At 58.6% G+C, this 23,415-nt stretch carries 19 protein-coding genes; 5 read left to right on the top strand and 14 right to left on the bottom strand.

Translation table 11 applies throughout. The features are described from left to right. Window positions 1–4: 4 nt before the first annotated feature. Both KI792_09980 and KI792_09975 read left to right on the top strand, forming a co-directional pair. Complete coding sequence (locus tag KI792_09980; GenBank protein MBV6633341.1) at window positions 5–1,219, top strand: CoA transferase; 1,215 nt, start codon at window positions 5–7, stop codon at window positions 1,217–1,219. A 261-nt stretch (window positions 1,220–1,480) separates the two neighbouring features. Beyond that, entirely contained in the window at window positions 1,481–5,791 is a 4,311-nt protein-coding gene (locus KI792_09975) for a hypothetical protein (protein MBV6633340.1), read from the top strand. Here KI792_09975 and KI792_09970 read toward each other — a convergent pair. The 3 genes from KI792_09970 to KI792_09960 all read right to left on the bottom strand — a co-directional run bounded on the left by KI792_09970 (window position 5,788) and on the right by KI792_09960 (window position 10,194). Next, window positions 5,788–6,234 carry an acyl-CoA thioesterase gene (locus tag KI792_09970; GenBank protein ID MBV6633339.1) on the bottom strand — a complete coding sequence of 149 codons (447 nt, stop codon included), beginning with the start codon at window positions 6,232–6,234 and terminating at the stop codon, window positions 5,788–5,790. The genes KI792_09975 and KI792_09970 overlap by 4 nt on opposite strands. 117 nt (window positions 6,235–6,351) lie before the next feature. Continuing rightward, a complete protein-coding gene (locus KI792_09965; protein ID MBV6633338.1) occupies window positions 6,352–8,847 on the bottom strand; it encodes a hypothetical protein in 2,496 nt (831 codons plus the stop codon). Window positions 8,848–9,303: 456 nt separating this feature from the next. Beyond that, window positions 9,304–10,194, bottom strand: a complete 891-nt coding sequence (locus KI792_09960) for a hypothetical protein (protein MBV6633337.1) — start codon at window positions 10,192–10,194, stop codon at window positions 9,304–9,306. Window positions 10,195–10,464: 270 nt separating this feature from the next. On the opposite strand from KI792_09960, the gene KI792_09955 reads away from it, so the two are divergent. After that, on the top strand, window positions 10,465–10,974 hold the full coding sequence (locus KI792_09955; protein ID MBV6633336.1) for a GNAT family N-acetyltransferase: 510 nt from the start codon (window positions 10,465–10,467) through the stop codon (window positions 10,972–10,974). Here the strand turns inward: KI792_09955 and panB are convergent, their stop codons facing one another. Further along, the gene (gene panB / locus KI792_09950; GenBank protein ID MBV6633335.1) at window positions 10,975–11,847 is read right to left on the bottom strand and encodes a 3-methyl-2-oxobutanoate hydroxymethyltransferase; all 873 of its coding nucleotides are present in this window, start codon (window positions 11,845–11,847) and stop codon (window positions 10,975–10,977) included. 121 nt (window positions 11,848–11,968) lie between these two features. Beyond that, window positions 11,969–13,195: an MFS transporter gene (locus KI792_09945; GenBank protein MBV6633334.1), complete on the bottom strand. Its 1,227-nt coding sequence runs from the start codon at window positions 13,193–13,195 to the stop codon at window positions 11,969–11,971. A 72-nt stretch (window positions 13,196–13,267) separates the two neighbouring features. On the opposite strand from KI792_09945, the gene KI792_09940 reads away from it, so the two are divergent. Next, a complete protein-coding gene (locus KI792_09940; protein MBV6633333.1) occupies window positions 13,268–13,792 on the top strand; it encodes an Lrp/AsnC family transcriptional regulator in 525 nt (174 codons plus the stop codon). On the opposite strand, the gene KI792_09935 is transcribed toward KI792_09940, so the two are convergent. From KI792_09935 to KI792_09925, 3 genes are read right to left on the bottom strand one after another with little or no spacing between them, the layout of a single operon-like run. Further along, window positions 13,782–14,420 carry a TetR/AcrR family transcriptional regulator gene (locus KI792_09935; protein ID MBV6633332.1) on the bottom strand — a complete coding sequence of 213 codons (639 nt, stop codon included), beginning with the start codon at window positions 14,418–14,420 and terminating at the stop codon, window positions 13,782–13,784. The two genes, KI792_09940 and KI792_09935, sit on opposite strands and share 11 nt — an antisense overlap. Continuing rightward, window positions 14,383–14,982, bottom strand: a complete 600-nt coding sequence (locus KI792_09930) for a DNA-3-methyladenine glycosylase I (GenBank protein ID MBV6633331.1) — start codon at window positions 14,980–14,982, stop codon at window positions 14,383–14,385. Before KI792_09930 ends, KI792_09935 begins: the two co-directional genes overlap by 38 nt. Window positions 14,983–15,002: 20 nt before the next feature. Continuing rightward, window positions 15,003–15,308: a hypothetical protein gene (locus KI792_09925; protein MBV6633330.1), complete on the bottom strand. Its 306-nt coding sequence runs from the start codon at window positions 15,306–15,308 to the stop codon at window positions 15,003–15,005. A 328-nt stretch (window positions 15,309–15,636) separates the two neighbouring features. Between KI792_09925 and KI792_09920 the strand changes: the two genes are divergently transcribed. After that, window positions 15,637–16,110: a GNAT family N-acetyltransferase gene (locus KI792_09920; GenBank protein ID MBV6633329.1), complete on the top strand. Its 474-nt coding sequence runs from the start codon at window positions 15,637–15,639 to the stop codon at window positions 16,108–16,110. 35 nt (window positions 16,111–16,145) lie between these two features. On the opposite strand, the gene KI792_09915 is transcribed toward KI792_09920, so the two are convergent. The 6 genes from KI792_09915 to KI792_09890 all read right to left on the bottom strand — a co-directional run bounded on the left by KI792_09915 (window position 16,146) and on the right by KI792_09890 (window position 23,404). Then, entirely contained in the window at window positions 16,146–18,050 is a 1,905-nt protein-coding gene (locus tag KI792_09915) for an alpha-glucosidase (protein ID MBV6633328.1), read from the bottom strand. Between the two features lie 185 nt (window positions 18,051–18,235). Continuing rightward, entirely contained in the window at window positions 18,236–19,951 is a 1,716-nt protein-coding gene (locus tag KI792_09910) for a hypothetical protein (protein MBV6633327.1), read from the bottom strand. Between the two features lie 218 nt (window positions 19,952–20,169). After that, the gene (locus tag KI792_09905; protein ID MBV6633326.1) at window positions 20,170–21,900 is read right to left on the bottom strand and encodes an alpha-glucosidase; all 1,731 of its coding nucleotides are present in this window, start codon (window positions 21,898–21,900) and stop codon (window positions 20,170–20,172) included. Window positions 21,901–21,957: 57 nt separating this feature from the next. After that, the gene (locus KI792_09900) at window positions 21,958–22,557 is read right to left on the bottom strand and encodes a ribokinase (protein ID MBV6633325.1); all 600 of its coding nucleotides are present in this window, start codon (window positions 22,555–22,557) and stop codon (window positions 21,958–21,960) included. Further along, the gene (locus KI792_09895; protein MBV6633324.1) at window positions 22,557–23,075 is read right to left on the bottom strand and encodes a cell wall hydrolase; all 519 of its coding nucleotides are present in this window, start codon (window positions 23,073–23,075) and stop codon (window positions 22,557–22,559) included. Before KI792_09895 ends, KI792_09900 begins: the two co-directional genes overlap by 1 nt. Further along, complete coding sequence (locus tag KI792_09890) at window positions 23,072–23,404, bottom strand: hypothetical protein (GenBank protein MBV6633323.1); 333 nt, start codon at window positions 23,402–23,404, stop codon at window positions 23,072–23,074. Before KI792_09890 ends, KI792_09895 begins: the two co-directional genes overlap by 4 nt. Window positions 23,405–23,415 lie beyond the last annotated feature (11 nt).

Raw genomic sequence — 23,415 nt, 5'->3', positions numbered from 1 at the left:
AACGATGGCAGATCAACAGGATACATCCAGCACCGGGGTACTCTCCGGCCTCACCGTTGTGGATTGCAGCCGGGTCCTTGGCGGCCCGTTCTGCAGCCAATGGCTGGGCGATCACGGTGCCGATGTCATCAAGGTTGAGCCGCCCCAGGGTGATGAAACCCGTGGTTGGGGCCCGCCGTTCAAAGATGGTGCTGCCTCATACTTCCGTGGCGTAAACCGCTCAAAACGGGGGATTAGCCTCGACCTGCGCCAGGCGGAGGGGCAAGCCGCCCTGCGCCGCCTGCTGGCAGATGCCGATATCCTGTTGGAGAATTTTAAGCCCGGCACGATGGATAAATGGGGCATGGGCCATGCCACCTTATCCAAGGAGTTTCCGAGGCTTATCCATGCCCGTATCTCTGGCTTTGGTGCGGATGGACCGTTGGGCGGCCTGCCTGGCTATGACGCCGTGGTACAGGCCCAGGCCGGGTTGATGAGCATCAATGGTGAGGCGGATGGCCCACCGACCAGGTTGGGTATTCCCATCGTTGATATTGCGACCGGGATCAGTACCGCGTTTGGCATCATGGCCGCCGTTTATGAGCGCAGCCAGTCAGGAAAAGGCCAGTTCGTGGAGGCAAGCCTTTACGATGTCGCCTGCTCGCTTCTGCACCCTTATGCGGCGAACTATTTCCTGAACGGCAAGGTACCGGCACGCCAGGGGTCCGCCCACCCGAATATCGTCCCCTATGACATGTTCGATTGCGGCGACGGTAAGGTCTATATCGCAGCCGGAAATGACGGCCAGTTCGCCAGGCTTTGCAAGGTGTTAGGCAAGGCCGAGCTAATTGATGATGCCCGCTTTAAAACCAATGCCGACCGCATGGCGCACCGGGGCGAACTACGCACCACATTGGAAGCCATTCTAGCTAGCCATAAGGCTGAACCCATCTGCCAGGAGCTGATGGAAAATGGTGTACCGGCCGGTCCGGTAAATGACGTGTCAGCCGTCGTTAGCCACCCGCAGACCATTGCCCGCGACATGCGGATTGAGTTCGATGGCTATACCGGCCTCGGTAACCCGGTAAAGTTTAGCCGGACCCCGGCAAAGATCGACCGACTGCCGCCAAAGTTCGGCGGCGACACCCGGGCAGTGCTTGCCGATCTTGGCTATAGCGAGGCTGAGATTGAGGCCATGATCGCCGCCGGTAGCGCCATCGCTGCCGACTCTAAGGCGTAAGCCGCAGCAATACTGGGTTAAGGCCCGCTGGACTGCCGCATTCCGCAAGAAAATCTTTAAAAAAGTTTAAAATGGCACACGCCTTGCACATGACTGGCGTGATTTGTCTAAAATTTTATTGGCATTTCGTTAAACAGCGTTATACCCGCAGCCACGGCTGAGAAACTGCGCATCAACAACCATTTGCACCACCAAGTGCAGGGTCAAAGAACAAGCGCAGACGGGACCATCGCTAGCCGGAAACACGAAGGTAGTAGACCAATGTCTCAACTCTCCCCCACTGACGGCGCAGACACTCTTATTGGCACCAGTGGCCCCGATACCATCGGCGGCATGCGTGGCTCTGACCTCATTGAAGGTGGCAACGGCAATGACCTGCTTAACGGCGGTCGTCCTGGTAATACCAATATTGCCGATAACGATACGCTTAAGGGCGGCGGTGGCGACGACAAGCTTAAAGGCGGTCGCGACAATGACGAGTTGAATGGTGGCACTGGCAACGACACGCTTGACGGCGATAGCGGCGATGACACCCTAAAGGGTGGCCGTGACAACGACACGCTGAAGGGTGGCGATGGCAATGATGATTTCATCATCGATGATCGCGACGCCAACGGTGGCAACAACCATGACACCCTTTCTGATCTGCGCCTGGCTGGTGCCGGTGACGATAATGATCGCTGGGATCGCCTGGATGGTGGCGACAGCCTGAAGCTTAACATCTTCCGCCAGATTATCGGCCCAACCGCCCGTGAAAGCCTGGACGAAGGCATTGAGATCTCCGGCTCAAACAACTTCTTCATGGCGTATGAGCAGATCGATAATGTTCAGGACCTCAAAGCCCTGATCAATCTGCTGCAAGCAATCGGCTATTCAGTCAGTAGCACCACGACCCCCGGTACGTTCAACAAGGACATCATCCTCGACTTCGGCGAGGACGGTCACGTGATCAATCTGAAGGGCTGGGGTGGCTGGCTTAATGAGCAGGCGCGTAATGAGGAAGGTTTCCTCGTCGATGGCGACGGCAATGTGGTCGATCTGGACAAGAATGGTCGCCTGGCTGATATCGGCGTTCAAATTGAACCAGCCCCAGAGCCCGAGCCGGAGCCAGCACCCGAGCCATTCGCATTCGACCTGGCACTGATCAACACCCGTAATGGTGAGATCATCACCCTGCTGGAAGACGGCTCGGAAATCCCAGCCGCTGACCTTGCCGTATCTGGTGACCTCACCATCGTTGCCCTACCCAAGGATGGCGAAGACCTGCCGGGCGATCTGGAAAGTGCGATCTTCAACCTGAATGATGGTGACGTTGTTCAGACCGAGAACATTGAGCCCTATGCCCTGTTCGGCGACAGCCGCAACGATGATGGCGGGCGCGACCCCCATGGTGGCAACCTGCTGGCCGGTGACAACACAATTTCCGTGTCGTTCCATGATCAGGATGGCGGCAATGGTGAGCTGATTGAAACCATCTCCATCAGCTTTACCCTGACCGAGCCCGATGTTCCTGCGGCCCCAGCACCAGAGCCCGAGCCACTGGATGTGGATCTGGCCCTTGTCGACACCACCACCGGTGAGATCATCACCGTGCTGGAAGACGGCATCGAAGTTGAAGCCGCTGACCTGGCAGCCGATGGCAATCTGAGCATTGTTGCCATCGCCCGTGACGGTGGTGACCTGCCACGCGCCCTTGAGAGTGCGATCTTCGACCTGAATGGCGGTGCCATCGTTCAAACCGAGAACCTTGAGCCCTATGCCCTGTTCGGCGACAGCCGGAATGATGAGGGCGGCCGTGATCTGATCGGCGGTACGCTGCTTGAGGGCGACAACACCATCTCCGTCACCTTCTTTGATGGGAATGGCGGCGGCGGCGATCAGCTGGATGAGATCACCGTCTCGTTCACCCTGACCGAGCCAGAGCCCGTCCCAACCCCGGGCGACGATGTGCTGGCTGGCACCCCAGGTGATGACAGCATCCACGCCCTACAGGGTGATGACAGTGTTAGCGGCCTGAAAGGCGATGACACCCTAACCGGTGCCCAGGGCAACGACACGCTGAACGGCGGCAAAGGTGACGACACCCTTTATGGTGACGGCGATAATGACCGCCTGAGCGGCGGCCAGGGTAATGACTTCATCACCGGCGATAATGAGCGTGGGACCACCGGTTCCGGCTACCAGCCTGGTGACGACACCCTGATCGGTGGCCAGGGCGATGACACCCTGATTGGCGGCGATGAGGATGACAGCCTGCTGGGCGGTGCTGGCGAGGATAGCCTCGACGGTGGCAACGGCAACGACACCGTCAGCGGCGGTGATGATGACGACACCATCCGTGGTCAGAACGGCGATGACAGCCTGACCGGCAATGCGGGTGATGACAGCATCCATGCCGGTAAAGGTGCCGATACGGTGAAAGGCGGTAAGGGTGATGACACCCTGACCGGTGCCCAAGGCGATGACACCATTAATGGTGGTGACGGCAACGACACCCTTTACGGTGACGGCGATAACGACGGCCTGGCTGGCGGTGCGGGCAACGACTTCCTCACCGGTGATAATGAGCGCGGCACCCAGTCATCTGGTTATGTTGCGGGCGACGATACGCTGAATGGCGGCCAAGGTGATGATACCCTGATCGGCGGCAATGGCGACGATAGCCAACTTGGTGGTGTTGGTGATGATAGCCTGGATGGCGGCAACGGCAATGACACCCTGCGCGGTGGCGCCGATGACGACACCCTGCGCGGTCAAAACGGCGATGACAGCCTAGCTGGCAATGCCGGTGACGACAGCATCCATGCCGGCAAAGGCGCCGATACGATCAGCGGCGGTGATGGCAATGACACCCTGACCGGTGCCCAGGGCGACGACACCATCAATGGCGGTAAGGGCGATGACACCCTTTACGGCGATGGTGACAGCGACAGCCTCAGCGGTGGTAATGGCAACGACTTCATCACCGGCGATAATGAGCGCGGCACCCAGTCTGAAGGATACGTCCCAGGCGACGATACGCTGAAGGGCGGCAATGGCGACGACACCCTCAACGGTGGCGCTGGCAATGATGAGCTGCGCGGCGGCGCCGACAGTGACCTCCTAATCGGCGGCACTGGTGAGGACAGCCTCTATGGTGGCGCGGGCAACGATGTTGCCTATGGCGGCCAGGATAATGACCTGGTCACCGGCGCTGCTGGCAATGACACGCTCTACGGCAATAACGGTGATGACACCGTTCGCGGTGGCGCCGACGATGATGCGCTGATCGGCGGGGCGGGCAATGACAGCCTGGTTGGTGGTCAAGGTGCCGACTCCCTGTTCGGTGGTGCTGATAGCGATGTGCTGAATGGCGGCGCCGGCAATGACACCCTGGTGGGTGGCGATGGCGCCGACACCTTCTTCATCAGCCGCGGTCAGACCAATGACGGCGACACCGATGTCATCAGTGATTTCAGCCTGCTAGACGGTGACACCCTGCAGCTGAATAACTTTGCCCGCCTGTTCCGCGATGCCACGGGTCGGACCGATATCGACTTCTCAATCTACGAGACGATCGACAGCACCGGTGATGTGAAGGCCCTGATCAACCTTGCCCGGTTGAGCGGCTTTGACGTCTCGGCCGTTGATGGCGATCTGGTCATCACCTTTGGTGATACGGGTTACAGCCTGGCCTTCGACGGTTATGGCGGTTTCCTCTCACTCTGGACTGCTGGCGAGAATGGCCTGTTTGTTGACCTGAATGGCAATCTGATCGATGTGCCCGGCGGCATTCTGCAGCCACTATCGGGCCAAGAATTCAACCCAGGCACCAACACCTTCCCAGGGGCTGCCCCACTCTTCACCCAGTTCAACGATAACCGTCAGGTGTCAGAGACCGGTGATGAGGGCGCCCGCGCCAGCCAGGGCCGTGACACGGTCTATGGTGATGATGGCCACCAGCTGATCTATGGCAACCAGGACGAAGACATGCTGGCGGGCAACGCCGGTAATGACACCCTGTTTGGTGGCCAGGACGCCGATACGGTGAACGGCGATGACGGCCAGGACATCCTGTTCGGTGATAAGGGCAATGACATCGTCAATGGCGGCGATGGCGAGGACCTGTTGTTCGGCGGCCAGGATGAAGACAGCATCGATGGCGGCGATGACAATGATCAGCTCTTTGGTAACAAGGGTGATGATCTGGTTGTCGGTGGCGAGGGTGACGATGGCCTGTTCGGCAATGAAAACGACGACACCTTGCAGGGCGGCGTCGGCAATGACCTGCTGTTCGGTGGTCAGAATGACGATGTGCTGTACGGTGGTGCCAATGACGACTTCCTAAGCGGCGGTCGCGGCCAGGATACGCTGGTTGGTGGCGAAGGTGCCGACATCTTCAACTTCTTCCGCGCTGACTTCGGCGACGATGTGGTTGAGGACTTCAACGCAGCCGAGGGCGACCAACTGATCTTTGGCAACTTCGAAGAGATCACCGCCGAGGTGACCGAAGATGGCGTCCTGATCAGCGCTGGTGAAAACAGCGTGCTGCTGGTCGGCCTAACCGAAATCCCAGATGGCCTGCTGGTTTAATCCCTAGCAGCACCGACAAGCCAATAGGCTTCAAGTTCAGCACGGGCCGCCTCAGGTAATGGGGTGGCCCGTCGCGTTTCATTATCCATCAGAACGATGATCGTCTCGGCGCGGCCGGCCACCTGCCCGTCCTGCACAATGATCTGGGCAAAACGGACCGATGAGGTTCCCATCTTAATGACTGCCGTGCCCACGGTGACGGGGCTGCGCCAATCCAACTCCGACACAAAGTCGAGGTTCAGATTGGCAATGACGAACTGGGTGCCCGCCGGTGGCATCGAGGCGTCTTGATCATAGAGGATCGGCACCCGCCCACTCTCCAGCAGGGTCACAAACACCGCGTTGTTCACATGGCCCTGACGGTCCGTGTCGTTGTAGCGGAGGGTGACGGCTTGCTGACCTGGAAACGCCTCAAGCGGCGGGAGTGTGTCGGGCTTGGACATGGATTTAGATCTAGGGTTTGGGATGCGGTGGTCAGATGCCCAGCGGCAAATGAAAAAGGATGGCGTTGCCGCCATCCTGTCTACACCCGCCCAAAGCCGGTCAGCAAATGAAACGGTTTAGATAAAGAGGTCAGATGACACGTCGGCGATATCGACCCCCTGCAGGCGGATCGTTCCGCCATCATGGGTGATCACCGCATTGCCACCAACATCAGCGGCATTGGCAACCAGATCGGCCACATTGGCACCCAGGATCTGGATCTGATCTTCAGTGATGTCGAAGTTCCGGATGATGTCGTCGCCGGTTGCGGCCAATGCATCGAAGATGAAGAGGTCAGCATTGGCCCCGCCATCCATGGTGTCGTTACCCTCACCACCGATGAAGGTGTCATTGCCATCCTGACCGTTCAGGCGATCATTACCGGCGCCACCAGAAATGCTGTCATCACCGTACTCACCCCAGATGGTGTCATTGTCGGCGCCGCCATCGGCAACATCTGCACCATCACCACCGAAGATGGTGTCCTGACCGGCATCACCATTCAGGGTGTCATCACCATCATCACCACGGATGCGGTCATTATCGATGCCACCGCTAATCTGGTCGTTACCACCGGCACCGCGCAGGTCATCATGGCCTGCACCGCCGTCGATCACGTCATGATCGCCAACCTCAGCGCCGGCGTCATAGAGACCACCAATCACCAGATCGTCGTCATCACCACCATAGAGCGTGTCGGCATCTTCATAGCCGCGCAGGGTGTCAGCGCCATCAACACCATAGACAACATCATCGCCCTCACCAGCTAGGACGCTGTCATTACCACCACCACCGAAGATAGTGTCGAAGCCATCCTCACCCCAGATGGTGTCATCATCGGCGCCGCCATCGGCCATGTCATGGCCATCACCGCCGAACAGGGTGTCCTCACCCTCATCGCCGTGCAGGTCATCATCGCCATCATCGCCGCGAATTTGGTCGTTACCGATATCGCCGAGGATGCTGTCATTACCGCCAGCACCGCGCAGGTCGTCATTACCGCCCTGACCATCAATAAAGTCATGGTCACCAATCTCGGCGCCAGCATCATAGAGGCCACCAACCACATAATCGTCATCGGTGCCGCCATAGAAGGTGCTGCCATCATCAAAGTTGATGGTCTCAATGACGTTATCGGCGTCGAGGAAGAAGTTGATGACCAGGATATCATACCCATCAACATGGGTGATCACGAGATCATCGAAGTTCTTCATATAGGAGAGATCATCGGCGACCGTGGCGTCCTGGAAGATGATCCGATCCGCCCCACCGGCGCCGCCGTCATAGATCACATCGTTATCAGCGCTCACAACATAGAAGTCGTTGCCAGCGCCACCGATCATGGTGTCGGCACCCTCACCGCCATAGAGAGAGTCATTACCGGCGCCGCCCTCAATATAGTCGTCGCCCGCGCCACCATAGAGGCGGTCATTGTTCTCGCCGCCATCCAGGTTGTCATTGCCTTCACCACCGTAGAGGCGGTCATTACCGGCATCACCGGTGATGATATCGTCATCGTCACCACCGTAGAGACGGTCGCCACCGCCACCACCGGAAATCTGGTCACTGCCCTCATCACCATAAACCGTGTCGGCACTACCGCCGCCGGTTAGGACGTCATTACCCTCATTACCATTAATAAGGTCACGGCCATTACCGCCGCGGATGTCGTCATTACCCTCACCGCCGGTGATGGTATCGTTGTTGTTGTTACCGAACAGCAGGTCGTTACCGGCGCCACCATCGATCACATCATGGCTGGTACCGCCATAAGCGGTGTCATCGCCCTCACCACCGTCCAAGGTGTCGCGGCTGTTATTGCCGTAAAGAACGTCGGCGCCCTCACCACCAAAGACTTGGTCGGTGCCGCCACCGCCAACAACGGTGTCATCACCCTTATTGCCGTAGAGGATGTCTGAACCACCCTGGCCATTTACGGAATCATTATCCTGGCCGCCATATGCCGTGTCGGCCCCATTGCCACCAAGAATAGTGTCAGTGCCTAGATTGCCGTAGATGACATCGTCGTTGCTGCCAGCGTTAACAGAGTCATTGCCCTCACCAGCGATGATCAAGTCATTACCGTTAGCACCTTCGAGCGTATGGGCGCCTTTACCACCCAGCAGGGTGTCGGCGCCGTGGCCACTCGACACCCGGGTGGCTGATGCCTCAACGAGTGAGATGAACTGATCCGGCGCATTGCTTTTGCTGCGCGTGAAGATTTCCAGCTCGGCAACGCCCTCATCAATAAAGCTGGTCTCGGTGCGCAGGGTGATGTTCTCGGCCACATCATCGATGGTCACCGCGACAACATCCGTCACGGTGCTGCCATCGGACAACTCAGCCGTCACGGTCAGATCGACGGATGCACCATCAACTTCGAAATCCGTGGATTGGTTACCGCGCAGCTGCAGGACCCCACCCACAATCTCAAAGCGGCTGTCATCGACCGTGATCTGATCCACCGACACTCCAGTCGCCAGATTGTCCACGGACACGCCCGCAACAACAGCACCCCGGTCGTTTTCGACCAGGTCCTGAAGGTTGCTCACAGTGAGCGTGGTTGAAGACATAAATCACTCCCCGAACAGTCACGCAGTGATCCCCACACCAAACACGTGACTCCCGCCTGTAGGAGCAAATGGCCTGCCAACTGGCACAGTTCCGAAGCCAAAAGGTTAATTTCTCAGCGGATCAGCGGGCGCAACGAGCCGCGATCGGGGTTTATTTGAGCCCAAACAGTCTAAAATTCATCAAAAACATATATTTTTTTGTTTAATATCAATAAGTTAAGAAGATCAAATTGATAAAAATTTACCTAAAATTTATCGCTAAACCCATCCGGTTTTTTTCGCTAATAGACGGATTTCATTCAGAAAATTGGCATGCCCACATACTGCACAAAATAGTACCAACCCATTTTGCAAGAGCATAAAGCAGTAACTGCCCCAAAATGGGGCAGTTGCTTTAACGCATATTGCAATGTGTTTTATTAAATATTCAACGGCTTATAAGCCGAAAAACAGAGCTTAGCGGCACTGACCATCATAGGTCTGGAAGCCCCAATCCTCGTTCAGATTGACCAGCTCGATCTTGTTCTTCCAAGCACCGGTCGCATCGATCACGACGACACCAAAGTATTTCAGATCACCGACCCACTGGACCAACCAGATATCACCGGCTTTCTCGATCGCGGTCAGGTCAATCTCACGCCAACCATCGGCATCCTCGAGCTGCAGGGCATAGCTGCGAACCCGGTTCTCATAGCCTGGCAGTGGACGGATGGCGGCGGCCTGACCCTCGAAGGTGACTGAGAAGTCTTCAAACCGGCTGGCGCCGACATCAACCTGGCGCGGTGGGATCGTAACGTTGATGACCTGCTCGCTAAGACGATTGCCGCCAACATCGGTCGCAACAACACCAACATCAACGGTTTGCGGACCATCAATTGGCAGCATCTCATAGGCGTAAAGCGGGATGTACATCGAGCATGTACCGTTGGCACAGACGGTATCCAACGCAACGTCGTGGGCCTCTTTGTTCACGGTCTCAGGTGGGTAAACCAAAGCCGCGCGGCCATCGCGATCCTCGCTGCCCCGATCCACGGTTAGTGCAACCTGCACCGGCTCACCAGCGCCATCATTAAGGCCGTCAAAGGCAAGCCCAATGGCCGCAACATCATTCACCCGGTTCTCAGGCACGCTAGGGACGATAGTCACAGAGCTGACATAGCTGACGGTCCGAACACCGCAGGAAACCTGCTCAAAACGGTCATAGAGGGTAATCGCCTCATCCGCATCGGCAGCGGTTGCCTGGGGCGCGAGAAACGAGAAGCCAGCGGCAACACCGACGGCGGCCAGAGCCAAAAGCGGTGCGCGAACGCCCAGCTTGGTTGATGCGAAAGTCTTAACAACAGTCATGGTCTAACACCCTCCAAAATCGGGGCCGGACCAAAGGCGGCAAACAGCCCCATATGCGTGTACTCGCACCCCATAACGGATGGCCGAGCAGGAACACATAAGCAAAATCTGATGTGACCCCATTGTTATGGCATAGTTTTCTGGCCTGGCTCTAGCCAGAAATGCCAGCTTTCCACCGCTTTAGACGATTAGAGCAAGAAGCCAATGATTGCCCCCGCCTCACCCGCAACAACTGCCCCGGATCATAGGTTCTCTATTCGGCCGGCAAACATGTCGGACGCGGCTGATATTGCCAGCCTTCACGCCGCATCCTGGCGCGATGTTTACACCGCATTGATCCCAGGTGGCCTACCCAGCGGGGTTGAGGGCAACCGCACTGATTTCTGGGCGGGGCATCTGTCAGCACTGCAGGATGGATGTATCGTCTTGGCCGCGTTTGATGGCACAGAGTTGCTAGGCTTCGCCGCGAGTGAGCCATGCCCCGACGATCCGGCGGCGGCCTGCCTGGCCGCACTCCATGTGGACCCGACCTCCCGGGGGCGGCGGGTGGGTCAGGCCCTTATGGCCGCCCTTGCTAACAAGTTGATTGCCGCTGGTACCGCCCGGCTTTGGTGCCATGTGCTGGAGACCAACCATGCGGCACGGCGCTTCTACGCCCGGCTAGGCGCCGTTGAGGGCGCAGCCGAGCAAGTCCACCTGATGGATGGCCTCTATACGCGAGATTTGCGGCTGGCCTTCCCGCCGCTGGACAATCTGATGATGCTAGCGGGCAAAGGCTAGTTAGCCATCGGTGCCGGTATCGGCAGGCTTTGGCGCGCCACCGAAGGTGTGCTCTGCTGCTGGGAAGCGGCGGGCACGCACATCATCGGCATAGGCTTGGGCGGCGTCGGCAATCTGCTCACCCAACGCCGCGTAGCGTTTCACAAATCGCGGGGTGAAATCATCGAACAGGCCGAGGATGTCATCAATGACCAGGATCTGGCCGTCGCAACGCACCGAGGCACCAATGCCAATAGTGGGGATGGCGAGCGTGTTGGTCAGCTCAACCGCCAGCGGTTCAACGGTCCCCTCAATCACCACGGCGAAGGCACCGGCCTCTTGCACGGCAAGGGCATCGGCACGGATCTGATCGGCCATCTCCTGATCCCGGCCCTGGGCCTTAAACCCGCCCATCGCATGCAGGCGCTGGGGCATCAGGCCGACATGGGCCATCACCGGGATGCCATTGGCGGTCAGGTGCTTAATGGTGTCGGCGGTCTCAACACCGCCCTCAAGCTTCACCGCCGCACAGCCGGTCTCTGCCATCACGCGCGCCGCATTGTGGAACGCCTGGGCCTTACTCTCCTGGTAAGAGCCGAAGGGCATATCAACCACGACCATGGCCTGGGTCGAGGATTTAACCACCGCGCGGCCGTGACGGATCATGGTGTCCAGGTCGACGGCAAGCGTGCTGTCCTCACCATAGACAACCATGCCCAGGCTATCGCCGACCAAGAGCAGATCGACATGGGGGTCGAGCAGCCGGGCCACCGGTGCGGTATAGGCGGTCAGGCAAACAATCGCGTCCTCCCCACCCTTCATGCCACGGATATCGGGCACGGTTTTACGGCATCGCTTACCGGTTCCGGGAACGGGCTTTGGTGTCGTGCTCATGGCACCACCTCTATCTATGTTTCTTATCTACGGCTCTCTCAATGGCCCTTTAACGGGCGATCGCTTCTGTGAGCGATTGCGACAAGATATGGTGCGGTGCACCCAATCAGTGCAAGGGTTTTCAGCGTGCGTGTAACCGCCATGCCGCCAGCACGGCCCCCACAATGGCCAACACACTAAGCACCGTGACGAAGCCATAACCAACAATGTCGAAGGCAATGCCACCCGCCACGGAACCGGCCATAAAGCCAAGATAGGTAACGCCTGTGTTGAGCGAGAGGATCACGCCACGACGCTTCGCATCGGTGGCACTCATGCCCGAGACATAGCCATTGATCATCACATGGTTGATCGCGCCGAACAGGAACATCCAGACGCCAATGGGCCAAGGTTGTCCGACAAAAACCAGCTCACTCACCGGCGCCAACCCGGCATAGATGGCGAGCAGGGCAACACCGCTGATCAGGCAACTGCGCAGGGCACCCAACCGATCAATCAGCCCGCTAAACGTGCCAGCGGCGGCAAAGCCAGCGCCATAGGCGGCCGCCAGCAAGCCAATGACGGCACCACCGCCACCATGCAGCGCCCGGATATGGGCCCCAAAGAAGCCATAGGCACAGTAGAAGGCGAACATGACGGCGAAGCTGATCGCGAGGAAGGTGCCAACCGTGGGCACCCGTGCGGCGGCCTTCAGCTTACCGACCAGCCCTTCAACACTGCCGGCATCGGGCAGGGTCTCCCGGCGCCGGGTTAGGCGGCTTGTGCCCAGGGCAACAATCAGGGCGGTGGCCGCCATCACCATCAACGCACCACGCCATCCAACCGTGTCACCCAGCACCCCGCCCAGGGGGACACCGGCAATCATGGCAATCGACCAGCCCATCAGCACTTTGCCCAGATACTCGGCATTGCGGCCCGGCGGGGCCATATCGCTGGCGCTGGCATAGGCCATGGGCAACAACACACCGGCGGCAACACCGCCAATGCCCTGGGCAATGGCGAGCACAACCCAATGGGTCGCCACCGCACCAATGGTCAAACCAACCCCAAGCAGGATCAGACAGAAGGTCAGGGTGTAACGCCGTGGTAGTGGATCAAAGCGGGGGCCAAGCAGCACGGCGGCCAATCCTGTCGTCGCGCCATAGGCCCCAATCGCAATCCCAATCTCGGTCGTACCAACGGCCAGCCCGGCGGCCATATCCGGCACCAGGGCGGAAAGCATGAGCGACTGCGCCCCCACAATCGCAACCGTCAGCACCAGCAGGGTCAGGTCGAAACGGGCCTTCCAGCGCGCGGTGTTCACGCGCTCTTCAGCCAGTGACGGAATGGCATTCTCAAGATAGGCCATGACCCAACTCCACAAAAAATCATTCGGCTTGATTAAGGTTGGGCCGAATGTAATTTTGCACAAGCCTTGTATATGGCCTCGAAATCAAAAACAGACGGTATTCGGCGGAACGGGTGTGAGGACAGGCAGATGGATGCGATTGACCGAAAATTGTTAGCCGCGCTTCAGGAAGATGCGGGCCAACGCTATGCCGATTTGGCGGATCGGTTGGGCCTGTCCGCCCCCGCGCTGCATGAGCGGGTGAAGAAGCTAAAGGCCAAGGGCATTATCACCCGCACCACCATCGAATTGGATACGGCCAAGCTCGGCTATGGCATCTGCGCCTTCATCCATGTGAAGACCCGCACCCCGGCCCAGGGCGGCTGGAACAAGGATGAGATCGCGGAACTCCTCCGCCAAGAGCCAGCGGTTGAGGAAGCCCACGCCATCGCGGGCTCTGTCTGCATGATCCTAAAGGTGCGGGTGCCCACCGCGGATGATCTGGGCGACTTCCTAAAACGCCTCTTCGCCATCGACGGCGTGGTGGAAAGCGAAAGCTTCATCTCCATCGACCCCCTCATCGACCGCGGGCCGGATGCCATGGGCGCTAGCGACTAAACGCCATTCGGACCAATTGGCGGCAGGCCTCGAATTCTGCTTTGGCTTTCCCGCGATCCTTATGGGCGCGGATAGTCATGGTTACCCCCTCCACCACCGCGATGTAGAGGGTGATGAATTGCTCAAGCGGCAGGCTGAGGGTCGCACCCTCTAGCATCTCGGCCATGAGGTTACGCCAACGGTCAAATTGCTGCGCAATAACCCGCTGGGCTTGGGCATCGCTGTCGGTTACCTCAAGCGCCAGGTTGCCAAGCAGGCAACCACCCCGAAACCCATCCTTCCCGTACCAATGCTCAACCTCATCGACATAAGCGATCAGGGCATCCACCGGCTTGGCGTGATCCTTGAAGGCTTTACGCATCGGCCCGATCAGACCCTGTTCGACATAATCCTCAAGCAGGGCTGGGATCAGCGCTGGTTTATCGGCGAAATGATAGAAAAAGCTGCCCTTGGCCACCTTGGCCTTAGCGATAATCGCATCGGTCCCGGTACCGTGATAGCCGTTCAAAACCATGAGGGATTGCGCGGCCTCAAGGATCTTGGCCTTGGCTCTCGGCATTGGTTTCTGCGGACCGGATGTTGTGGCGGGGCTAACGGCCATGGCACCAGCAATCGACGAAGTGATCATTCACCATCCCCACCGCCTGCATATAGGCATAGATGATGGTGGAACCGACAAAGGTCATACCGCGCTTTTTCAAATCCTTTGAGAGGGCATCGCTCTCAACTGTAGTGGCGGGCAGCTCGCTCATATCGCGCCAGCTATTGATGATTGGCTGACCATCAACAAACCGCCAGACATAGGCATCAAAGCTGCCGAATTCGGCCTGGATATCCTCGAATACCTGGGCGTTGCGGCGGGTGCCATAAATCTTCAACCGGTTGCGAATGATGGCCGGGTTGCCCCGTGCGGCCTCTAGCTCCTCATCACTCATCCTGGCCACGCGCTCAACATCAAAGCCGTGGAAGACGGCGCGATACCCCTCCCGCTTCTTTAAGACGGTCTCCCAGTTAAGCCCGGCCTGCGCCCCCTCAAGGATCAAGCCTTCAAATAGCTGCCTATCATCATGCTTAGGCACGGCCCATTCGGTGTCGTGATAATGGGCCAGCAACTCCTGCCCCGGTTTATTGCCAAAGCAACGGGTCTTGCCATCCGGCAGGGTAAAATCAACGGGTAGCGCATCTGACATGGTAAGCGGGGACATGGGGACTAGACCGCAGCCGGTGAGGTCACGAAATGATCCATCATCACAGTCTCAGTGATCAGCGGCATCATCTTCGGCGCATTCGGGAAGGTTGGGAAAGCGGCCTGGGCGTCTTTGGCATGGGCGAGGCTGCGCCATTCAATCCGCTGGGTCAGCAGATGCGGGTCATCTAAAGACTGATATGTTTCAGCACCGATTACCCCATCATTATAGGCCTTAGCATCACCGATAACCGCCTTCGCAGCCGCCAGGCCGGCCTCCGGGTTTCTGACCTTAAACACCACCACTTCAAACACTGATTGTTCCTGCATTTCGCCTCTCTTACTGGCCTATGATTTATATACTGACCGGTCAGTATAAAATATAAATAGACCTGTCAAGCAGGCCGGGCCTTGTTCGCCCTTCCCTCCGCCTGGCCTAACTGATACCAAACAGGTATCCGCCTTGGCGGATATCAACGTTTGCGCGCCATTCCGGGCCCTGACCAGGGCCGGTGAAAAAGAGACAGCGACCCGTGCCCTTGGCACGGTTCCCAGCGCGCTGCCTGCACCAAAACAATCAGACCAATTGATCAACGCGATGACGGCGGCACTACCTCGCCGTGGCTATCGCCAATGCAAACGTGGAAGTCTTTCAACGATGACAACATCAACTCAAATCCGCCCCGTAACATCGGCGGATATCATTGGCCTTAAAACCCTTATTGAAGCGGTGGCGCTGTTCCCCACTGAGATGCTGGATGACATGATCGCTGGCTATCTGGATGGCATGGCGAACGATTTTTGGTTCACCGCCTGCGATGCCGATGACCGGCCATTAGGGTTCGGTTTTTGTGAGCCAGAGCGCATGACCGTGGGCACCTGGAACCTACTCGCCATTGGCGTCATGCCAGATCATCAAGGTACCGGTATCGGCGGTCGGATGATCAGTTACCTGGAACAACAATTACGGGCCAAGGCCGGGCGCGTTCTACTAGTGGAAACCATGGGCACGCCGGAGTTTGAGCGAACACGTCAATTCTATCACCGCAGTGGCTTTACCGAGGAGGCACGCATCCGTGACTTCTATGAGGCTGGCGGCGACAAAATCGTGTTCTGGAAACAGCTTGGATGAATAGAGGGCCCGGCAGCTTTGCCGGGCCAGTCCACTTACATCCCTAACGCACGACCGGCTGGCGGCTCGGCCTTAGGTTCGTTGACCGGTGGAGGGATCATGTCGAGCAGGCGGCTGGCGGTGTCACCGAAGCCGCGCTTTGACACGGGGCCACCAATGCGTGGCATCAGCGGGGTATCATCGGCCCGGCGCCAATCGGCGGGGCCGCCATTCACGGCAGCACCATTGGCCGGGAAGGGCAGACGCTCCGGCCCATTCTTCACCAGCATGCCATAGGGCGGGATCTTGATATCGACAAACTCACCGGGCCCCAGCAAGCGCTGGCCGGTTAGGTCCTCGATCAAATCATAATTGTGCAGGCGGAAGTTCTGCTCATCCCCCGTCATGTTGAACAGGGCGACGACCTTGCCATCCCCCTCACCCCGGCTGAAGGCGAGCAGCGGCTCATCCACCCCCTGGTAGAAGGTGATCGGCTGATCGGCCAGATCCTTATTCGCCTTGCGCCAGGCGGCGATCCGGCGGGTGTGGTTCAGTACACTGTCGGGGTCACCCTCCTGGGTGGAGACAGCGCGGTCATAATAACTCTCCGGGATCGGTAGCCAGCTATCATCGGCGGTGGTGAAACCGGCCTGATTGCCCTCTTTCTCCCAGGGCATTGGTACCCGCTCCGGGTCGCGACCGACGAGGATTGAGCCACGGTCATTGGCCGGGTCGACGATGCGATCCTCAGGGATCGGCGCATCGGGTAGGCCCAGCTCCTCCCCCTGATAGAGGAAGGCCGTGCCGGGCATCAGGGCGAGTAGCGCGTTCAACTGCTTGGCCCGTTCCGGCGCCGGGTCATCACCGCCCCAACGGCTGGCGGCGCGGCTGACATCATGGTTAGACAGGGCCCAGGACGGGAAGCCATCTCCCTCCAGCCCCTGGAAGTACTCCATCACGCCCTTGATGTAGCCGGCGGATAGGCTCTTATCGAAGAGCGAGAAGTTATAGGCGGTGTGCAGCAGCCCATCGCCTTCAGTGTATTCCTTGGCGAGGCGCATGCCGTCATCATCCCCGATCTCCCCCACCATGAAGGAGCCGGGGTAGCGGTCGGTCAGCTGGCGCAACCGACGGATGAAATCCAAAGTCTCAGGCCGGTTCTTGTCATGCAGGTGCACCTGATCGCCATAGGTCTCGCCCGAGGTGCCGTCCTTAATGGGGTTATCGCGCAGTTCCGGGTCATGGCAGGCAAAATTGATGGCATCGAGGCGCAGGCCCTTAATCCCCTTCTTCAGCCAATACTCAACCTCCCCCAACAGGGCGTCCTGAACGGCCGGGTTATGGATGTTGAGGTCGGGTTGTCCCTTATCGAAATTATGCAGGTAGTACTGCTCGCGGGTCTCATCCCACTGCCACGCACTGCCGCCGAACACACTCTTCCAATTGTTGGGCGGGTGCGGGTTGCCGTCATGGTCGCGGTGTNGATCGGCCCAGACATACCAATCCGCCTTCGGGTTATCCCGGCTCGACCGGCTTTCCTCAAACCAGGCGTGATGATCGGAGGTGTGGGACAGCACCATATCGGCAATGATCGGCAGGCCACGCTCATTCGCCGCCTCGATCATCCGGTCGGCATCGTCATTGCTGCCAAAGATCGGGTCGACCGCGCGATAATCGGCGATGTCATAGCCAAAATCCGCCATGGGGGAGGCATAGAAGGGCGACACCCAAATACCCTCAACGCCGAGGCTTTTGACGTAATCCAGCTTCTCAATGATGCCCGGCAAATCGCCGACGCCATCACCATTGCTGTCTTTAAAACTGCGGGGGTAAATCTGATAAAGCAGCGCGCCGCGCCACCAATCGGGGTCTAGGCCAGCGCTAGCATCTGGGCCTGTCTGCCCATGCGTTTTGGGGTCATCTGCACCATTGGCAATCGGACCGGACCGATTGTCGTCCACGAAGTGTTTCCTCCAGTTGAGATTTTGCGGTCGAGTTCTGGGCCGACCTGCGGGGCGTCGATGTTCTTGAAGCTTTTATGACGCCTGACACTCAACATAGAGGCTGGACACGAAAGACCGAATTGGCACCGCTGTGGGTAACCAATGGGGCTTAACTGACTGTCAGTGGACGCATTCAGGGGGCGCTAGCCGAAGGTAACCTGATCAATACTGGTGACGCCGAGCAGGATCACGGCACCACCCAGCCCATTCTCTATCTGGATGCCGCCATCAAGGGCGGTCACCGTGCTGGTCGGTCCGAAGCCAACGCCCCGGATTACATCACCCTCGATCTGTAGATAGTCGGTGATCACATCAACGCCGGTGGGCGCGAGGATGAACAGGTCGGCGCCAGTACCACCGGTTAGGGTGTCATTCCCCCGATTGCCCGCCAGCACATCGGCATCGCCGCCGCCGTACAATGCATCATCGCCCAGCCCACCGAACAGGGTATCCATACCCAGATCACCGGTCAGGATGTCATTGCCCTGATTGCCATAGGCCAGATCACCAAAGATCGACCCCTGTACCGTATCCTGCCCCGTACCAGCCATCACTGGCTCAACCTGTCCAGGCAGGTTCACGATGGCGATGACCTCGCTACCCTCAGGCAGCGGCTCGGTTGGGGTTGACGGTTGTGTCTGCTGGAACTCAACCGCGCCAATATCAACCGTACCGCCGGAGATACGGAGCGCGCCTGTCGCGTCAGTAGTTACTGTCGACGGCACCAGGGAGTTATCACCAGCATCAATCAGCAAACTGCCAGGTACTGGTGCATGAGTTGGAACTGGCCCACCATTGTCTTGAAGCGGGCCAAGAAGGTCGGCAACTGTTACATTCGGCGAGCCGATTATATTGCCACCACTATCATTGAACGGAATGCCATCGGGCAGAACTAACGGCGTACCGATGAAAGAGTGGGAGACATCTAAAGTGCTACCCGACCAAGGGTAAGCCGGTAATCCGATATCCGGGCCACCATAAATACTACTATAACTATTGTCCCCAGAGATGTTTCCAGCGACTACCGAGTTTATAACGGTAAGAGAACCGCCCCCAACAAGTATGCCCCCGACATTGTATGCTGCATTTCCAATAATGTTCGAACCACTGACATGGACAACATTGTCGGTCCCGGTCAAATAAATGGCCGCAGAGTTGGGCGCGTGATTATATGACACGCTAGAGTTACTTATATACAGCGATGATGCAAACCTAACCAGGAGCGCACCGACCTCGAGGTCAGCTGAATTATGATAAATATTTGAGTTACTTACTGAGATGCTGGAGTGGTCCCAGGCCCCTATTGCTCCAGCAACCGAGGCTGCTGAGTTATCATGGACTAGACTCCCATCAATGGAGATATCAGCGCCATAGAATACGTAAATAGCACCGCCACTCTCGGCATTGTTGCTATGGAAATCGCTGTCTTGGATACTGACATCAGTGGTCGGGCCCCAAGCAAACACGGCGCCACCAGTCGGGTCGCCAAAGAACGTGAATGAGCCATCACCGTTACCTCGCTGAAAGGTAAGGCCGCTCAGCGAAACATCGCTATCTTCACTATCTCCATCATCAACTCGAATTGAAATTATCCGACTGTTATCATTGCCATCCAGGGTAATGCGGCCATCGCCATCAATCGTCACATCTTGATTGATCACCAATTCACCCGCCGAACCCGCCGCAGCCAGTGTAATTGTGCCGTTTAGGCTGCTGTCGAACTCGATGGTGTCGGCGTCGGGGTTGGCGTTGGCGAGGGCGATGGCCTCGCGCAGGGAGAGGCCGGCACCATTGAACGGGCTGCCCGCCACTTCCGTATCGTTTTCATCCGCTAAGGTCGTAACAACAAAAGTTGCCATCTCGCCTGCCCCCAAACATTGCGGCGCTCAAAACCGCAATCCCATACCGCAAGAACCATCAATGCTACGCATCAAACGCTAATATGTCGGGGACTGTAGCAGACGGTACGCCATTATGCGAGTTAAGCCGTTATGCGCGCGATGTTTTTTGGGATGAGGTCTCCGCCGGGGAAAGAGCGGTGGGGCGCGTCCTTCTGCGCGGTTAATCCAGCCCCAGATCAACCAAGGCCGGTGATGGCCCAATCGTCAGTTTGACTGAAGGGAACCATATTGCCCGGCTCACCCAACCGGCCATGCCAACGCGGGAAGCTCCGCCGGCCCGGGGTTAGGACCAAGACACCATAGGGCGGTGCGGTGATGCGCAAACGCTCAACCCCCTCACCCACGACTTGCAGGGCAAGGCCGGGGGCGTCCACATCCACGGTGACCGGGTCTTCGCTGAGGTTAAACAGGCAGGTGACGGGCATCCGTTCCGGCCCACGGGCAAAGCCGAGCAATGGCTCTGGCAGGCCATCGAAGAACCGAATGGGCGAGGCGGTCAGGTCGATATTCATCCGCCGCCATTCGATCAGGCTGCGGGTGATGGTGAGGGTGGTGTCCCGGGTTGCCTTGGACCCGGGCTCATCCTGCTGCGTGGCACCCAAGGCGCGGTAGCAGTCGGGCATGGGTAGCCAGCTCTCACTCGCGGTGGTGAAGCCCGCCATCTCCTTATCCCGGTCCCATGGCATCGGTGCCCGGCAGGGGTCACGACCCGCAACGCCAGAGCCACGGGCGACCGCCGGGTCGACCACCTGATCCGGTGCAATCTCAGCATCTGGGAGGCCCAGCTCCTCCCCCTGATACATGAAGGCCGTGCCGGGCAGCATCATGAGCAGGGCGTTCAGCTGGCGTGCGCGGTGGCGGTTCGGCTTATACCGCTCCCCCTCCTTGGCGAACCGGCTAACAGCGCGGGAGACATCATGGTTGGAGAGCGGCCAGGACGGCCAGCTGTCATGGGGCAGGGCGTCATAAGCCTCAAAGATCTGACGCAGGCTGGCGGCGGTTTGATTGGGCGCGAAGAGGGCGAAATTATAGGCGGTATGGAGGAGGGTTTCGTCCGCGCAGTATTCCTTGGCGATTGCCATGTCGTTGTCGTCATAGACCTCACCGACAATGAACCGGCCGCGATAGCCATCGGCAAGCGTTCGTAGGCGGCGGAGGAAGTCCAACGTCTCCGGCTGGTTCTTATCATGCAGGTGGATCAGGTCATGATAGTTGCTGCCATCGGTGCCGGGCTTCAGCGGGCAATCGGTCAGCGCCTGGTCATGCATGGCGAAATTGATCGCATCCAGGCGCAGGCCCCGTACACCACGGTCGAGCCAGAACTTCGCCTCCGCAACTAGCGCGTCCTGCACTTCCATATTGTGGAGGTTGAGGTCGGGTTGCTGGGAGAGGAAATTGTGCAGGTAGAATTGCTGTCGTCCCTCATCCCACTGCCAGGCACTGCCACCGAACACGGCGCGCCAGTTATTGGGGGGGACGGGCTTGCCATCCGGGCCCGGCTTGCCGTCATGCCAAACATACCAATCGGCCTTGGCATTGGTGCGGTCGGCCCGGCTCTCGATAAACCAGGCATGCTGATCCGAGGTGTGGGACATCACCATGTCCATCACCACCGCCATGTCCCGGCGGTCGGTTTCAACAATTAGGCGTTCGGCATCTTCCAGCGTGCCAAAGATTGGATCGACATCACGGTAGTCGCTGACGTCATAACCGAAATCGGCCATGGGGGATTTGTAGAAGGGCGAGATCCAAATCGCGTCGACGCCAAGGGACTGGATGTAATCCAGCTTCTCGATGATGCCCGGCAGATCGCCGATGCCATCGCCGTTACTATCAGCGTAAGAGCGCGGATAGATCTGATAGACCACCGCGCGCCGATACCAGTCCTCGCGCCACTGCCGTGCCATGCGTCCCTCAAATTTTTTGTTTCTTTGCGGGATAGAATACGGCCCGGCACAACGCAACTATGAACTGGGTTTTTGTCCCGGTATCGGCGCGTTGGCCGTGCCGGTGTCGCCCTGACGGAACAGCCGATCGAAGAAGCCAGCGCCAGACGCAACGCCGGTTAGATCGCTCAACAGGGTCTGCTTCTCCTGGCTGCGTTTATAGACATAGATGCCGAGGACGGAGAGGCCGACGGTCCAAATCGTGCCGAGTGAGGCCATGGCGATAATCACCTGCCCCGCCTGGCCCGGATAACTGACGATGACATAGGCAATGGCCCCCATCTGCCCGGCCCAGGTCAGGGCCATCACATAACCGAAGGTTGGCCGCATGCGCCGAACATAGGGGTCGGAGGAGACGACCTCCGCGCGCAGGCTTTTGTTCACCTCCTCAATCGTGGTGCGGTACTCATCCGCCGATATCTGCGCCATGCGTTCGGTATGGCGGTTCGCCTCGGCCACCCGCTCAGGCGTGATCTGCCCGGCCGTAATCGCCTCATCCACATGGCCCAGCGCATCGGCCGCACCATCGGCGACCGGGTGATCGAGCTTCCGCAGCCCCTCCCGCACCAGCTTGATCAGCAAGGGGACGCCGAGCTGTCCAATGATGGCGGGGATCATCAATCCACCAGCCGGTAGAATAGGTGCTGGCCAATTGAGGCTTGGGCGCGTCTACCAATGGCCCAGCTCGGCATGATGCCGCGATGGTGATAGTGGGTGGCGCCCTTCTCACCGTCCCCAATGGTTGGATCAGGGGCCAGGTGATGAACGGCACGCCGGGCAATGCGCAGCGCCGTGGCGAAGTAGGGGTCGGTGGCGTCAACACTGGCGATCTGGGTGCGGTTGGGATCCCCCTCATTCCAGCATGAGAATTGCCAGGGCCGCTTACAAACTGAGATTACATCAGCGCCCCACCAGTAACGACCACCGGCGGCATCGGCGACGCCAACACGGTTCAGGACGACAGCAGCGACGGCGGTCATACCAGCGGTGCCCTCCCCTCGCGCCTCACCCCAGATGGTGCGGGCGAGCGTATCGATGGCGGCGTGGCCCGTGTTGGGATCTTCGGGGTTGGGGTCTTCGGGCACCGGCGGGTCGGCCGGTTCAACAACCGGCGTAAGCTGGGGTTTCGCAATCATGATTGGGGCTCCTTAATCGGGGGGTCATCATCGCCAAGCTGCTGAAAGACACGGCTGTCGAGCTTCGCCTCAATGCGCAGCAGATGGTGGGTCAGCCGTTTCTCAGTATCTTTGAGCAGCGCGACCGAGGCGTAGGATCGCGCCACCTCCAGCTTGAAGGCTGAGAGCTCAGCTTGGATTTGGTCGAGGGTTAGGCGCGCCCGGTCGGTGGCATTGGCCGTCGCCTTATTGGCATCGGCACGGGTGCGCCAAATGAACAGGGCGAGCGCGGTTAGGGCTGGCAGTTCAACAATCGTGATCCACCAGATCAGGTCATTGGAGAAGGTCATGGGGCTCGCTT

It is taken from the genome of Alphaproteobacteria bacterium SS10, assembly GCA_019192455.1.
Classification (GTDB): domain Bacteria; phylum Pseudomonadota; class Alphaproteobacteria; order TMED2; family TMED2; genus TMED2.
Note: the sequence above shows the minus strand (reverse complement) of the source record. Positions and strands in the feature narration are given on the sequence as shown.

What these genes read in the sequence shown, in the direction of transcription:
- KI792_09905 (MBV6633326.1), bottom strand. Translation starts at nt 21,900, where the DNA reads ATGGCACGGCAGTGGCGCGAGGACTGGTATCGGCGCGCGGTGGTCTAT.
- KI792_09910 (MBV6633327.1), bottom strand. Translation starts at nt 19,951, where the DNA reads ATGGCAACTTTTGTTGTTACGACCTTAGCGGATGAAAACGATACGGAA.
- KI792_09980 (MBV6633341.1), top strand. Translation starts at nt 5, where the DNA reads ATGGCAGATCAACAGGATACATCCAGCACCGGGGTACTCTCCGGCCTC.
- KI792_09920 (MBV6633329.1), top strand. Translation starts at nt 15,637, where the DNA reads ATGACAACATCAACTCAAATCCGCCCCGTAACATCGGCGGATATCATT.
- KI792_09900 (MBV6633325.1), bottom strand. Translation starts at nt 22,557, where the DNA reads ATGATCCCCGCCATCATTGGACAGCTCGGCGTCCCCTTGCTGATCAAG.
- panB (MBV6633335.1), bottom strand. Translation starts at nt 11,847, where the DNA reads ATGAGCACGACACCAAAGCCCGTTCCCGGAACCGGTAAGCGATGCCGT.
- KI792_09930 (MBV6633331.1), bottom strand. Translation starts at nt 14,982, where the DNA reads ATGTCAGATGCGCTACCCGTTGATTTTACCCTGCCGGATGGCAAGACC.
- KI792_09935 (MBV6633332.1), bottom strand. Translation starts at nt 14,420, where the DNA reads ATGATCACTTCGTCGATTGCTGGTGCCATGGCCGTTAGCCCCGCCACA.
- KI792_09955 (MBV6633336.1), top strand. Translation starts at nt 10,465, where the DNA reads ATGTCGGACGCGGCTGATATTGCCAGCCTTCACGCCGCATCCTGGCGC.
- KI792_09945 (MBV6633334.1), bottom strand. Translation starts at nt 13,195, where the DNA reads ATGGCCTATCTTGAGAATGCCATTCCGTCACTGGCTGAAGAGCGCGTG.
- KI792_09965 (MBV6633338.1), bottom strand. Translation starts at nt 8,847, where the DNA reads ATGTCTTCAACCACGCTCACTGTGAGCAACCTTCAGGACCTGGTCGAA.
- KI792_09890 (MBV6633323.1), bottom strand. Translation starts at nt 23,404, where the DNA reads ATGACCTTCTCCAATGACCTGATCTGGTGGATCACGATTGTTGAACTG.
- KI792_09960 (MBV6633337.1), bottom strand. Translation starts at nt 10,194, where the DNA reads ATGACTGTTGTTAAGACTTTCGCATCAACCAAGCTGGGCGTTCGCGCA.
- KI792_09895 (MBV6633324.1), bottom strand. Translation starts at nt 23,075, where the DNA reads ATGATTGCGAAACCCCAGCTTACGCCGGTTGTTGAACCGGCCGACCCG.
- KI792_09975 (MBV6633340.1), top strand. Translation starts at nt 1,481, where the DNA reads ATGTCTCAACTCTCCCCCACTGACGGCGCAGACACTCTTATTGGCACC.
- KI792_09940 (MBV6633333.1), top strand. Translation starts at nt 13,268, where the DNA reads ATGGCCTCGAAATCAAAAACAGACGGTATTCGGCGGAACGGGTGTGAG.
- KI792_09970 (MBV6633339.1), bottom strand. Translation starts at nt 6,234, where the DNA reads ATGTCCAAGCCCGACACACTCCCGCCGCTTGAGGCGTTTCCAGGTCAG.
- KI792_09925 (MBV6633330.1), bottom strand. Translation starts at nt 15,308, where the DNA reads ATGCAGGAACAATCAGTGTTTGAAGTGGTGGTGTTTAAGGTCAGAAAC.